Source organism: Streptomyces sp. McG3 (genome assembly GCF_018619185.1).
GTDB lineage: Bacteria > Actinomycetota > Actinomycetes > Streptomycetales > Streptomycetaceae > Streptomyces.
On the sequence record NZ_JAAXYC010000237.1, the window covers coordinates 1 to 12,825 of the forward strand.

Consider the following 12,825-nt stretch of genomic DNA (forward strand, 5'->3'; position numbering starts at 1 on the left):
GTGCCGGTGCTGTTGGCGGGCGGCGGGCTCAGGTCCGGCCCTCGGCCGGTCCCCGCTCCGGTCCCTGGCGGGCTCTCAGGTGGGCCCGCTCGCCCTGGTGGCCGAAGAGGACCAGGAGTTCCACCGTCCGGTCGTCGTCGGGGCCGAGCCAGTGCGGTACGTGGGTGTCGAACTCGGCCGCCTCGCCCGGCTTCAGGACCAGCGTCCGTTCGCCCAGGATCAGCCGCAGCCGCCCGGCCAGCACGTACAGCCACTCGAAGCCCTCGTGGGTCCGCAGGGCCGGCTCGGTGTCCGGGCCCGGCGGGATCAGCAGCTTGTGGGCCTGGACGCCGCCGGGGCGGCTCAGCGGTACGTAGGTGAGGCCGTCGCGGGTGACCGGGCGGAGGTGGATGCGCGGGTCGCCCGTGCGGGGTGCGCCCACCAGTTCGTCCAGCGGTACCGCGTGGACCTCCGCCAGCGGCAGCAGCAACTCCAGCGTCGGCTTGCGCGTGCCGCCCTCCAGACGGGACAGGGTGCTCTCGTTGATCCCGGTCCGCTCGGCCAGCTCGGCGAGGGTCATCCCGTGCCCGCGCCGCAGTTCGCGGAGGCGGGGGCCCACCGCGGCCAGGACACCGTCCTTGGTGTTCCCGGGGGGCCGTCCTGCTGCGTCTTCCTCGGCTGCCATGCCTGCCAGCTTGCCGAAACGGCATGGGAGCTTGCAAGGGGGGCAGGCCGCGGCGCACCTTCCTGTGCGACGGGGCGGCTCGGCCGGAGCGGCCTCCACGGGCATGAAGGGAACAGCCATGAGCAGCGACACCACCGGCGTCACCGACTCCGCCGCCTTCTGGGAGAACCACTACGCCGGCGTCGACGCACAGTGGGGCACCCGCCCCAACGCCGTCCTCGCCGAGGTCGTCACCGCCCTGGCCCCCGCGCCGGGCGGCGACGGACGGGCCCTGGACCTGGGCTGCGGGCACGGGGGCGACGCGCTCTGGCTCGCCTCGCTCGGCTGGGACGTCACCGCCGTCGACGTCTCGTCCACCGCCCTGGGCCGGGTCGCGGCCGGGGCCGCCGCGGCCGGGCTGACCGACCGCGTCCACCCGAGCCGGCACGACCTGGCCCGTACCTTCCCCGACGGGACCTTCGGCCTGGTGACCGCCAGCTATTTCCACACCCCTGTGGAGATCCCCCGCGAGCAGGTGCTCCGGCGCGCCGCCGGGGCCGTCGCCCCCGGCGGCCTGCTCGTGCTGGTCGAGCACGCCTCGCTCGCCCCCTGGTCCTGGCGGGACGGCCACCAGGACGTACGCTTCCCCGCCCCCGACGACGTACGCGCGTCCCTGCGGCTCGGCGACGGATGGCGGACCGAGCTGTGCCACGCGCCCGGGCGGACCGCCACCGGGCCCGGCGGTGAGACGGCGACCGTGACCGACAACGTCATCGCCGTCCGTCGCGACCTCGACCGCGACTGAGGCCGTCCGCCGCGACCGGGGCCGTCCGCTACGACGACGTGTCCGGCTCCGCCTGCCGTGCCGCGCCGTTCGGGTCCGGGGAGGCCACCGCGTCCTGGGCCGTCAGCCGGTCCTGCCCGGCGATCTCCCGGGCCTGCTCCGCCACCCACTCGGGGCTGATCGCCGGGGGCTCGCCCGGCATCCGGTCGCTGACGAACAGGCAGAACGGGTGGCCGGCCGGGTCGAACAGCACCCGTACGTCGTGCTGCGGCTGGAACTCCGCGGGCCTCGCGCCCTCCGCGACCGCGTGGGCCACGCCCGCTTCCAGGTCGGTCACCTCGAAGTCCAGGTGCAGCATCATCAGCTGGTCGCCGAGGGCGGCGGGCCAGACCGGGGGGACGTACGGCTTCGCGGTCTGGAAGCTCAGGCCCGAGCCACCGCCGGGCGGGAGGAGCTTCACCCAGTCGGGCTCCTCCTGCACCGGCTCCCACCCGAGGAGCCGGCGGTAGAAGTCCGCCAGTTCCGCCGCGTCCGGGGCGTCGAGCACCGTGCTGGACAGAGTCAGGGTCGGGCGGGGCGTGGTGGTCACGGTGGGCCTCCTCAAGCCGGAGATGCGCCGGAGATGTGGCGATACGCCTACCCCGTAGCGGCGCGCTCACCGGCCGGAAACCCCGACGCTGCCCGACCGGCTCATCGCACGATGTCGTCGTACCCGTCGATCTCGCGCGGGTCCCGCGTTCCCGGGCCGATGTACGTCGCCGACGGGCGCACCAGGCGGCCCGTGCGCTTCTGCTCCAGGATGTGCGCCGACCAGCCCGCCGTACGGGCACAGGTGAACATCGACGTGAACATGTGCGCCGGGACCTCCGCGAAGTCCAGCACGATCGCCGCCCAGAACTCCACGTTCGTCGCCAGGACGCGGTCCGGACGCCGCGCGTGCAGCTCCTCCAGCGCCGCCTTCTCCAGCGCCTCCGCCACCTCGAAGCGCGGGGCGGCCAGCTCGCGGGCCGTGCGGCGCAGGACGCGGGCGCGGGGGTCCTCGGCGCGGTAGACGCGGTGGCCGAAGCCCATCAGGCGTTCGCCCCGGTCCAGGGCCTGCCTCACGTACGCGCTCGCGTCGCCCGTACGTTCGATCTCCTCGATCATGCCGAGGACCCGGGACGGGGCGCCGCCGTGCAGCGGGCCCGACATCGCGCCCACCGCACCGGACAGGGCGGCCGCGACGTCCGCGCCCGTCGAGGCGATGACCCGGGCCGTGAACGTCGAGGCGTTCATGCCGTGCTCGGCCGCCGACGTCCAGTACGCGTCGACCGCCTGCACATGCTTCGGGTCCGGCTCGCCGCGCCAGCGGACCATGAACCGCTCCACCACCGACTGCGCCTTGTCGATCTCGCTCTGCGGCACCATCGGCCGCCCCTGGCCGCGCGCCGACTGGGCGACGTAGGACAGCGCCATCACGGCCGCCCGCGCCAGGTCGTCGCGGGCGGTCGCCTCGTCGATGTCCAGCAGCGGCTTCAGACCCCAGACGGGGGCCAGCATCGCCAGCGCCGACTGCACGTCGACCCGGATGTCACCGGAGTGCACGGGGAGCGGGAACGGCTCGGCGGGCGGCAGCCCGGGGTTGAACGCCCCGTCCACCAGCAGGCCCCACACGTTTCCGAACGAGACGTGGCCGACGAGATCCTCGATGTCGACCCCGCGGTACCGGAGCGAACCGCCTTCCTTGTCCGGTTCGGCGATCTCCGTTTCGAACGCGACGACTCCCTCAAGACCGGGTACGAAGTCGGACATCAGGCGGCTCCCTCAGTTCGGCGGGCGGCGGGCGGGCGGCAGACCCGGTTCGGCGGCCGTGGCGTACGGAGTGTGCACGTACCCAAAGGCGCGTGCGTGTACCCGGGAGGCCGCCGCTGTGCGAAGACCACAGGGGCCTGCCCCAAGATATTGGCGGGTTCCCCCGGAGCGGGGAAGCGTGACATCCGGCACAGGACTCCATTTCGGCGGTGGGTGGTTACGGGCCCTCCCCGCCGGGCACACTCCGCCGCTGCGGCAGGATGGGCCTGTGCCCACACCAGAAGATTCTTCGGGACCCCTCCCCGACGATTGCACCACCGATCCGGCGGCGATGCGCGAGCAGTACCGCTCGGAGGACTTCACCGAGCGCGACCTCAGCCCCGATCCGATGGACCAGTTCGCCCGCTGGTTCCGTCAGGTCGCCGTCGGCGGGGTGCTGCACGAACCCAACGCGATGATCGTCTCCACCGCCGCCCCGGACGGCCGCCCGTCCTCGCGCACCGTGCTCCTCAAGCAGTACGACGACCGGGGCTTCGTCTTCTTCACGAACTACGGTTCCCGCAAGGGCCGCGAGCTGGCCGCCAACCCGTATGTCTCGCTGCTGTTCCCCTGGCACCCGATGGCCCGCCAGGTCATCGTCACCGGCACCGCCCTGCGCACCTCCCGCGAGGAGACCGTGGGCTACTTCCGCACCCGCCCGCACGGCTCCCAGCTCGGCGCGTGGGCCAGCGCCCAGTCCACCGTCGTCGGCTCCCGCGAGGAGCTGATCCGCCGCTTCGAGGAACTGGCCGCCCGCTACCCCGAGGGCGAGAAGGTCCCGGCCCCGCCGCACTGGGGCGGCTTCCGGGTGGTGCCCGAGACGATCGAGTTCTGGCAGGGGCACGAGAACCGGCTGCACGACCGGCTGCGGTACGTGCGGGAGGGCGACGAGCCGGGCACCGGGACGTGGCGGGTGGAGCGGCTCTGCCCGTGATCCGCACCCGTGAGGGCCGGAGAACGCAGAAACCCGCAGGCTCTGGTTCCTCCGTGCACAGAGGAGCCGGCCGGACTTACCGGCGAGCCTGCGGGTCGGTGACTGCTTGGGATTGGCCGGCGTCCGGCCTGCACTGCAGAAAGAGTGCGACGACGGGCGTCAGCCCGCAGTCACCTCACGAGTCCGAGAAGAAATCACTTCCGGAACACCTCCTTTCCTGTGTGCCCACAGACTAGGAGCGTCCCGGATCGCGGTTCAAGCTATTTATCCGGAGACTTTTCCTCACCCGCTCATGAACCCGTCCGCCCACCGGTTTACCCACCGGTGCTCGTGAGGCCCAGTGCTCCCCGGACCTTTCTCAGGTCGACGAACTTGAAGCCGGTGGCCTCCCGTCCGTCCTGCGCGGGGGTGGCGCTGCCGTCCTGGACGACGAGCAGGCCGCCCGGGTAGCGGCTGCCGAGCGGTTCGGATTCCACCGCCGCGCCGTCGCAGACCTCGGATCCGTCCAGCGTCGCCGAGGCCGCCGTCACGCGGAAGCCGCCCGCGTACACGGGGAGGGCCCGGTTCTCGCGGCCGGTCCCGTTCTCGCGGCCGGTCCGGCGGGCGTACGCGGCGAAGGTGTCGTCGCCCTGGCTGGAGGCCAGCAGATAGCGGTCGCCGTTCCGCCCGGGGAGCAGGGTCAGCCCCTCCACGTCGGCCGAGATCCGGGTGCCGCCGAAGCCCGGGTCCTCACCGGGGGCGCACTCCTCGCTCTCCTCGTCGTACGTCCCCGGCACGCCGTACTCGCGGACCTTGTCGACCAGCACCGGCTTCCCCCGCAGGTCGGCGGGGATCCGCCAGATGCCCACGTCCTCCTGGCCGGCGTAGAGCGTGCCGTCCGCCGGGTCGACCGCCATCCCCTCGACCTGGGGCAGTTCGCCCGGTTCGCCGCACGGCGTCCAGGACGTGCCGTCGGGCAGCCGGAAGGCGGAGGGCAGGTCGAGGCTCCGGACCTTGCGGTACGTCACGGTGCCGGACCGGGTCGGGAGCAGTTCCAGCAGCGCGACCGAGGTGCGGTTGCGCCGGCTGGCCAGGGCGTACGAACGGCCGCTGCGGCGGTCCGTCCAGGTGGCCAGGCCGTACGCCGTCGTCTGTTCGTCGACCTCGTCCTGATCGGCGGAGAACACCCGGGGCGCCGCCGGGTCGGTGACGTCGGTCAGTGGGCCGCCCTGCCGGGACGGGTCGATGCGGTGGATACGCAGTCGGTCGTGGCCGCGGTCGGAGGTGACGGCCAGGTCCGCCGTCCCGCCCGGGGACAGGCGCAGTCCGTGCACCAGGTCGACGTTGTTGAAGCGGCCCGGGGCGTTGTCGGGGCCGGGCGCGGGCGGCGCGGGCAGCGACTGCACCAGTCGGGCGTCCAGACCGTAGACCCGCAGCCCGCCCTCCTTGGCGGTGGCGATCACCAGGCTGTCGTCCGGGGCGGCGGGATTGCGCCAGATCGCGGGATCGTCCGCGTTGGCGTTGCCGCCCTGCTCGTCGTCGTACAGCGTGGCGGTCTCGGCGCGCGGGGTGACGGCGGGGAGCGGCCCGGGGCCGTCCGGCCGGGCTGCGGGCGCCAAGGGCGCGGCGGGCGCGGGAGCGGCGGCGACGAGTGTCGCGAGCGCGGCGCAGACGGCGAGGGCGGTCGTCGTCGCCGTCGCCGTCGGACGTGCGGTGCGGAAGGGCGTCACGGAGGAGCTCCTTGCGGTCGAGGGTCGGAGGAGCGGGGCCGGGAGCGGCTGGGAGCGGCAGAGCGGGCGGGGCTGTGCGGGCCGGGAGCGGCCGGGGCCGCGGCGTGCCGGGATGCCCGCGGCGACTCGAGGCGTGCGAAGACGACCCGAGGCGTACGAAGGCGTGTGCGAGGGCGACCCAAGGATGGGCGGGGACGGTGGACTCCGTGTGACGTCGTCACCACGCACCGCCGTGCCGCCGGTGAACTCCCCACGCGGGGAGGGCTCGACGGGGTCCGGCCGCTTTCGCGGTGTGGCGCGAAAGCGATGGGAGGCGATCGGGATTCCATCGCTGGGAGAAGTGATTTCGGCGAAGTCGCTGTGTGCTGGGTCACGTTCGAGTTGAATGGTCTGACGTGCAGCAATACACGCGGCGACGCGTGGGGAAACGGCCGACACGTGTCGCGGGGGTGCGGAGTGGGTGCTTTCAGCAGCAGCGGGACCACCGACGAGCTCGGGCCGGACGAGGATCCCGGCGGTGGGCCCCCCGGGTGCTCCGCGGACCCGGGGTCCCCGGCCGGCGAAGGCGATGTCCCCGGAGAGCCTCCCGGGTCCGAACTGCTGGCGGCGTTGCTCGACGGCATGGACGCCGCGCTCTGCGCGTTCGACGCGGCCGGCACGGTCACCCACTGGAACCGTGAGGCCGAACGCGTCCTCGGCTGGACGGCGCACGAGGCCGTGGGGCGTGCCGGCTTCGCGGGCTGGGCGGTGCGCAGGGCCGACGCGGACGAGGTGCGGGCGCGGCTGATGTCGGCCATGGACGCGCCGGGGCGGCAGGTGCACGAGTTCGCGCTGCTGCGCAAGGACGGCGGCCGGGTGCTGGTGCGGACCCAGTCCGCCGGGGTGCGCGGCGCGGACGGGAAGCCGGCCGGGGTCTACTGCGCGTTCAGCGAGGTGCACGCCCAGGTCGACCTGGAGCGGGCCATCGCGCTGAGCGAGGCACTGCTGGAGGACGCGTCCTGGGGCGTGGTCCTCGTCGACGTCGACCTGCGTCCCACGGTCGTCAACGCGTACGCGGCCCGTGCGCTCGGCGGGGGCCGCACCGCCCTCCTCGGCCGTCCGCTCGGCGAACTGCTGGTCCAGGGCGTCGAGGAGCTGGAGGCCGCCCTGCACCATGTGCTCGCCGAGGGCGCCCCGACGGCCCCGGCCGAGCTGTGGGTGACCCTGCGGACGGCGGAGGGCGAACGACGCCGGTGCTGGCGCAGCGGGTTCCTGCGGCTGGCCTCGCCGCTGACGGAGGAACCGGTTCCGCTCGGGGTGGGGTGGCTGTTCCGGGACGTCACCGCGGCGAAGCTCGCGGAGCGGGAGGCCGACCGGCTGCGGTTCCGGACGAGCCAGCTGCACCGGGCCGCCCGTACGGCCTCCGAGTGCGAGGACCCGATGGAGGCGGCGACCTCCCTGCTGGACTTCGCGCTCGCCGGGTTCGCCGACCACGTCCTGGTCGACCTGGTGGCGGGCGATCCGACGGCGGACGGGCGCCTGGTGCGTACCGCGGGAACCCCCGTGGACGGGCCCGGCCCGTGTCTGCTGGTCGCGGGCGGCTCGATCCCCGTCCGCTACGGCCCCGGGCACCCGGCCCTCCAGGCCGTCGAGCGCACCGGCTCGGTCCGTACGAGCGCGGGCGCCGGGGGCGCCGGAGGTGCGGCCTGGGCGACCGAGCGCCGCTGGCCCGGGGACGCGGCCCACGCCCTGTGCACCGTGCTCCGGAGCCGGGGGCGGACGCTGGGCGCGCTGACGTTCCTGCGCGCGGCGAACCGGGCCGCCTTCGAACGCCCCGACACGGCGTACGCGGAGACGGTGGCGGCCCGGGTCGCGGGAGCCGTCGACCTGGCGCGGGCGGTGCGGCCCACCACCTGACGCCGCCCAGGGGAACGGGGGACCGTCCCCGCCGAAGCAGCTCCCGACGCCTTGTCAGTTCGCCTGTGTGGTCCCGTACGTCTGCGCGACGAAGTTGAGCCGCTGGACGAAGCTGGCGGCCCAGTTGTCGCCCGCCACCGATGACAGGGGCTGGCTCCACCACCTCATGCGGGTCTCGGGGAAGTGCTCCTGCTCGCCAGGCTGCGGATCTCCCAGATACAGCGCGTGGGCGTTCCAGCCGAGCGCGTGCGCTCCGGCCACCCGGTCCCCCACGGTGGGGGAGGACATCCGGGTGAGTGCCTCGATGACCGTGGTGAAGTCCATGCCGGGCTTCTCCAGGGACGGGATGATGCCGGCCGCGTGCGCCAGGCTCTCGATCAGCTCGATGTGGGCGCTGCCGTCCGCCGTCTGCCGGATCACGAGGGTGAAGCCGTGCCCCCCGTACTCGATCCGGAACACCGACTGTGTCCCGTTGCCCCAGGCGTTGGTCAGCGCACCGGTCAGGGTCTGCACGGCCGCCTGGAACTCCGCCAGGTCAGCGGCCCGTTCCGGGTTGGGGCCCTGCGCGGGCTGGGCCGCCGCGGGGTCGGTCAGGACGGGGAAGAGGGCGTGGGCCGTGGGGAAGCAGGAGGCGTAGTCCAGCGGTTCCTTGAGGTTGGAGTCGAGGATCTGCGGGGCGATCTCATGCGCGCCCATGGGGTCGTAGGCCGGGTCGAGCAGGGCGTTCAGCACATTGACGCGGGTGGTGCCGATCGCGGCCGCCAGCTCGTCGAGCTGTGCCGCGTAGGCCGAGACGCCCTGGCTGATGTTCGCGCCGATGGTGTCGGCGGCGACCCGCTGGACGGGCATGTCTCCCGGAGCGTGGTCGTGCGCGTGCGCCGCCCGGCCGCCGGACCCCTCCGGGCGCGCCGCGTCCTCGTGCTCCTCCGCACGTTGAACCGGGGCCCTCATCACCCGGGTCGCGTTGGCCTCGGCGGCCCGCTCGAACGCGTCCGACGGGTCGGAGACCGAGAGCCCCGACCCGTTGTCCGTGCCCGCGACGGGCCCCTGCCGCTGCTGGATGACGTGCGTCAGCTCATGGGCGAGCGTGTGCGGGTCGGTCCCGCCCCGGCCGAGGACGACGTTGTTGCCGCTGGTGTACGCGCGGGCGCCGACCTCCGCGGCGGACGCCCGCGCCGCGGCGTTGTCGTGGATGCGTACGTCGGAGAAGTCCGCGCCCATCCGGGACTCCATGTCGGTGCGCGTGCGGTCGTCCAGCGGGCGGCCGGAGGCACGCAGGACACCGGGCACCGCGGAACGCTGCACACCGGGCGCGGCGGCGCGCTGGACGGGCGCGGCTTCCTCGTCGTGCTGCTCCTGGTGGTCGCAGGCGGGGCCGTGCAGGGCCCGGCGCAGGATGTTCACGACGGCCGCGTTGCCCACACCGCGCTGCAGGGGGAAGAGCGTCCCCTCCTGCTGCGTTTCGACCGCCCTCGCCCGGCCCGCCGACGGCCGTGCGGGCCGGGAGCCGGTGGTCTCGCTCTGGTCTTGTCCGCGCATGGGCAGGAAACCTCTCGGCCGCAGGGTGTGACCCCTCCTGCCTACCGGTCCGCCGACCCGTGCGGAAGGTCCCCGAGGGCAGTACCTCCTGCCCGGCGGGGTACGTCCGGGGTGCGAGGGGTACGCGTCCCGCGCAGGGCGCTCAGTGGCGGTAGAAGATCCGGTCCCGGTACTCCGTCATGACCCGGCCGTTCCACTCGTGGCCGCCGTCGACGTTGCCCGAGCGCAGCATCGGCGGCTCGACGCCCCGGGCCACCAGTCGCTCGACGGCGGCGGCCAGCATCGCCTGCATGATCGCGCTGGTCACCACGGTCGAGGCGGGGGCGAAGGGGGCGTCGACGCCGGGGGCTGTCAGCTCCGCGTCGCCGATCGCGATCTTGCTGTCCAGGACGATGTCGCAGTGGTCGCGCAGGAAGCCGCCCGAGGCGTGCCGGGAGCGGGTGCTCTCCGCGTACGCGACCGAGGTGAGGCCGATGACCTTCAGCCCGAGGGCGCGGGCGTTCTGCGCCATCTCGACCGGCAGGGCGTTGCGCCCGGACAGCGAGACGATCACCAGGAGGTCCCCGGCGGTGGCGGGGCTGGAGTCCAGGACGGCCGAGGCGAGCCCGTCCACCCGCTCCAGCGCCGAGCCGAGCGTGGCGGGCATGACGTCCACGCCGACCACGCCGGGCACCGTGAGCAGGTTCATCAGCGCCAGGCCGCCCGCGCGGTAGACGACGTCCTGGGCGGCCAGCGAGGAGTGGCCCGCGCCGAAGGCGAAGAGCCTGCCGCCGGACTCGACGGTGTCCGCGACGGCCGCGCCGGCGGCGGCGATGCTGTCCGCCTCCTCGTCCCGCACCCGCGTCAGCAGGCCGATCGCCGCATCGAAGAACTGACCGGCCAGCTTGCTGTCGCTCATCGGGGGAGCCCTTTCGACGGGGGATGGGGCGGTGCGGGAATGCCGGTGCCGCCGATCACGTTGCGGTCTGGACCAGTGGACTGTCAATAGCGTCTCGTGGCCCCGGCCGCACGCACTTCCGCCGTGTTCCACCGGGGCGGCACGGTTGTCGGCGCTATGCGTCAGAATTGGTGCAGGGCCATCGCACGACGTTTTCTAGTCACAGCATCGAGGGGCACGTATGTCCGGACTGATCGACACCACGGAGATGTATCTCCGCACCATCCTCGAACTGGAAGAGGAAGGCGTGGTCCCCATGCGCGCCCGCATCGCCGAACGGCTGGACCAGAGCGGTCCGACCGTCAGCCAGACGGTGGCCCGCATGGAGCGCGACGGGCTGGTCCAGGTCGCGGGGGACCGCCATCTGGAGCTGACCGAGGAGGGCCGCCGGCTCGCCACCCGCGTCATGCGCAAGCACCGGCTCGCCGAGTGTCTGCTCGTGGACGTCATCGGCCTGGAGTGGGAGCAGGTCCACGCCGAGGCCTGCCGCTGGGAGCACGTGATGAGCGAGGCGGTGGAGCGGCGGGTGCTGGAGCTGCTGCGTCACCCGACGGAGTCGCCGTACGGGAATCCCATCCCGGGCCTGGAGGAGCTGGGCGAGAAGGCCGAGGCCGACCCGTTCCTGGACGCCTCGATGGTGAGCCTGGCCGATCTGGACCCCGGCGCCGAGGGCAAGACCGTGGTGGTGCGACGGATCGGGGAGCCGATCCAGACCGACGCCCAGCTGATGTACACGCTGCGCAGGGCCGGGGTGCAGCCCGGGTCCGTCGTCAGTGTGACGGAGTCGCCCGGCGGGGTGCTGGTCGGCTCCAGCGGGGAGGCGGCCGAGCTCGACTCCGAGGTCGCCTCGCACGTCTTCGTCGCCAAGCGCTGACCCGGCTGCCGCCCGGTGCTGACGCGCTCGGCGCCCGGCAGAGGCCCGGTGGCCGGCCGTGCGTCGGCCGCGGCAACACAACCGTGATGTGCGCTTGCCGATTTCCGTCCGGAATGGCAGCGGCCGGACGCGTCACATGCCAGGCTGAGGCCAGGCAGAGGACCTGAGGGTGTCGGCCGGCTCCGGCCGGCACGGTCGGGGAGGGAGCAGGGAATGCGCCCGTCGTACCAACACGCGCACCGCACGGTGCCCGGCGCGCTTCTCCATGCCCTGAGCAATGCCCTGACCCCGGCAGGTGCGGGGCGGTTCGCGCCGTGGCCTGCCATCGTTGTCGAGCGTGTCGGGCGCGGTCCCCGGACAGGGGGCGGCCCCGGCGTCCGAAGGCGCCGGGGCCGTTCCTCCCCTGTGCTGACCCGGAGCCCCGAGCTCTCAAGGTCAGTTCCCGCGGGCCCCTGTCCCCGAGCGGCCCGCCTCCCGCTGAAGATCTCCCCAGGCCGGTCGGCATCAATCCTTGACGGGTGTCACTCGAACGTGGGGTCTTCGGTGGCGGAACCTCATTTTCGAATAAGAGTTCGATAGCCTGGCGGGGCGCGACCACACGGTGACCGAGGACCAGAAGGGGGTGCCAGGACTATGGTGCGGCGCATCGATGTGACCGGAACCGACGGCGTACGCCTCGCGGCATGGGAGTTCGCCGATCCGCCCAAGGGGCGCGCGGAAGCGGACACCGCTCCCGGGGTCTTACTGCTGCACGGGCTGATGGGCCGGGCCTCGCACTGGGCCCCGACCGCCCGCTGGCTGGCCGAACGGCACCGCGCGGTCGGCCTCGACCAGCGGGGCCACGGCCGCAGCGACAAGCCCGCCGACGGCCCGTACACCCGTGACGCCTACGTCTCCGACGCCGAGGCCGCGATCGAACAGCTCGGGCTCGGCCCCGTCACCGTCGTCGGCCACGCCATGGGAGCGCTCACAGGCTGGCAGCTCGCCGCCAAGCGTCCCGACCTCGTCCGCGCCCTCGTCGTCTGCGACATGCGGGCCTCCGCCCTCGGGGCGGCCTCCCAGCGCGAGTGGAGCGACTGGTTCGAATCCTGGCCGCTGCCCTTCGCCACCCTCGCCGACGTACGGAAGTGGTTCGGCGAGGACGACCCCTGGGTGGAGCGGCCGAACCCCTCGCGCGGCGAGTTCTACGCGGAGGTGATGGCCGAGCGGGAAGACGGCTGGCGCCCCGTCTTCTCCCGCCACCAGATGCTCCGCACCCGCGCCACCTGGGTCTTCGACGCCCACTGGGAGGAGCTGGCCCAGGTCCAGTGCCCCGCGCTGGTGCTGCGCGGCCTCGACGGGGAGCTGGGCCGCGCCGAGGCCCAGGAGATGGTCCGGGTCCTGCCCCGCGGCCAGTACGCGGAAGTGGCGGACGCGGGCCACCTCGTCCACTACGACCAGCCGGACGGCTGGCGGGCCGCGGTCGAACCCTTCCTGGAGCAGCTCGCCGAGGACAACAGGGACGACCGCGAACCGGTCTCCCCGTAGTCCCCGGCCGACCGGACCCGGCGGACCCGGCGGACCGGACCCGGCCGACCGGCCCCCGGCCCTCAGCCCTTGCTGACCGCCGCCAGGATCTCCGGCAGCCGGTTCGCCGTGCGCCGCGCGGCGATCCGCAGCCCCGCCCACCCGACGAGCGC

The 12,825-nt window shown here is 73.7% G+C and carries 11 protein-coding genes; 5 read left to right on the top strand and 6 right to left on the bottom strand.

Annotation, left to right across the window (positions count from 1 at the left end; translation table 11 throughout):
• Positions 1–28: 28 nt before the first annotated feature.
• Positions 29–664, bottom strand: coding sequence for a helix-turn-helix domain-containing protein (locus tag HET64_RS28740; protein ID WP_215110071.1), 636 nt, complete (start codon positions 662–664; stop codon positions 29–31).
• Positions 665–782: 118 nt separating this feature from the next.
• On the opposite strand from HET64_RS28740, the gene HET64_RS28745 reads away from it, so the two are divergent.
• The gene (locus HET64_RS28745; RefSeq protein WP_215110072.1) at positions 783–1,448 is read left to right on the top strand and encodes a cyclopropane-fatty-acyl-phospholipid synthase family protein; all 666 of its coding nucleotides are present in this window, start codon (positions 783–785) and stop codon (positions 1,446–1,448) included.
• 28 nt (positions 1,449–1,476) lie between these two features.
• Here the strand turns inward: HET64_RS28745 and HET64_RS28750 are convergent, their stop codons facing one another.
• A complete protein-coding gene (locus tag HET64_RS28750) occupies positions 1,477–2,016 on the bottom strand; it encodes a VOC family protein (protein WP_215110073.1) in 540 nt (179 codons plus the stop codon).
• A gap of 101 nt (positions 2,017–2,117) precedes the next feature.
• On the bottom strand, positions 2,118–3,218 hold the full coding sequence (locus tag HET64_RS28755) for a citrate synthase 2 (protein WP_215110074.1): 1,101 nt from the start codon (positions 3,216–3,218) through the stop codon (positions 2,118–2,120).
• 331 nt (positions 3,219–3,549) lie between these two features.
• On the opposite strand from HET64_RS28755, the gene pdxH reads away from it, so the two are divergent.
• Complete coding sequence (pdxH, locus tag HET64_RS28760) at positions 3,550–4,191, top strand: pyridoxamine 5'-phosphate oxidase (protein WP_215110078.1); 642 nt, start codon at positions 3,550–3,552, stop codon at positions 4,189–4,191.
• 314 nt (positions 4,192–4,505) lie between these two features.
• Here the strand turns inward: pdxH and HET64_RS28765 are convergent, their stop codons facing one another.
• Positions 4,506–5,900 carry a phytase gene (locus HET64_RS28765; protein ID WP_215110075.1) on the bottom strand — a complete coding sequence of 465 codons (1,395 nt, stop codon included), beginning with the start codon at positions 5,898–5,900 and terminating at the stop codon, positions 4,506–4,508.
• A 456-nt stretch (positions 5,901–6,356) separates the two neighbouring features.
• On the opposite strand from HET64_RS28765, the gene HET64_RS28770 reads away from it, so the two are divergent.
• Positions 6,357–7,796, top strand: a complete 1,440-nt coding sequence (locus HET64_RS28770; protein ID WP_215110076.1) for a PAS domain-containing protein — start codon at positions 6,357–6,359, stop codon at positions 7,794–7,796.
• Between the two features lie 54 nt (positions 7,797–7,850).
• Here HET64_RS28770 and HET64_RS39325 read toward each other — a convergent pair whose 3' ends face one another.
• Both HET64_RS39325 and HET64_RS28780 read right to left on the bottom strand, forming a co-directional pair.
• Positions 7,851–9,335, bottom strand: a complete 1,485-nt coding sequence (locus HET64_RS39325; RefSeq protein ID WP_251146012.1) for a DUF4157 domain-containing protein — start codon at positions 9,333–9,335, stop codon at positions 7,851–7,853.
• Positions 9,336–9,477: 142 nt separating this feature from the next.
• The gene (locus HET64_RS28780) at positions 9,478–10,233 is read right to left on the bottom strand and encodes an SIS domain-containing protein (RefSeq protein ID WP_018960327.1); all 756 of its coding nucleotides are present in this window, start codon (positions 10,231–10,233) and stop codon (positions 9,478–9,480) included.
• Positions 10,234–10,453: 220 nt separating this feature from the next.
• On the opposite strand from HET64_RS28780, the gene HET64_RS28785 reads away from it, so the two are divergent.
• Together HET64_RS28785 and HET64_RS28790 are read left to right on the top strand one after the other, a co-directional pair.
• Positions 10,454–11,146, top strand: a complete 693-nt coding sequence (locus HET64_RS28785; RefSeq protein WP_003967172.1) for a metal-dependent transcriptional regulator — start codon at positions 10,454–10,456, stop codon at positions 11,144–11,146.
• 633 nt (positions 11,147–11,779) lie between these two features.
• Positions 11,780–12,673, top strand: coding sequence for an alpha/beta fold hydrolase (locus HET64_RS28790; RefSeq protein ID WP_215110077.1), 894 nt, complete (start codon positions 11,780–11,782; stop codon positions 12,671–12,673).
• The last annotated feature ends 152 nt before the right edge of the window (positions 12,674–12,825 follow it).

What these genes read in the sequence shown, in the direction of transcription:
- HET64_RS28740 (WP_215110071.1), bottom strand. Translation starts at nt 664, where the DNA reads ATGGCAGCCGAGGAAGACGCAGCAGGACGGCCCCCCGGGAACACCAAG.
- HET64_RS28745 (WP_215110072.1), top strand. Translation starts at nt 783, where the DNA reads ATGAGCAGCGACACCACCGGCGTCACCGACTCCGCCGCCTTCTGGGAG.
- HET64_RS28755 (WP_215110074.1), bottom strand. Translation starts at nt 3,218, where the DNA reads ATGTCCGACTTCGTACCCGGTCTTGAGGGAGTCGTCGCGTTCGAAACG.
- pdxH (WP_215110078.1), top strand. Translation starts at nt 3,550, where the DNA reads ATGCGCGAGCAGTACCGCTCGGAGGACTTCACCGAGCGCGACCTCAGC.
- HET64_RS39325 (WP_251146012.1), bottom strand. Translation starts at nt 9,335, where the DNA reads ATGCGCGGACAAGACCAGAGCGAGACCACCGGCTCCCGGCCCGCACGG.
- HET64_RS28780 (WP_018960327.1), bottom strand. Translation starts at nt 10,233, where the DNA reads ATGAGCGACAGCAAGCTGGCCGGTCAGTTCTTCGATGCGGCGATCGGC.
- HET64_RS28785 (WP_003967172.1), top strand. Translation starts at nt 10,454, where the DNA reads ATGTCCGGACTGATCGACACCACGGAGATGTATCTCCGCACCATCCTC.
- HET64_RS28790 (WP_215110077.1), top strand. Translation starts at nt 11,780, where the DNA reads ATGGTGCGGCGCATCGATGTGACCGGAACCGACGGCGTACGCCTCGCG.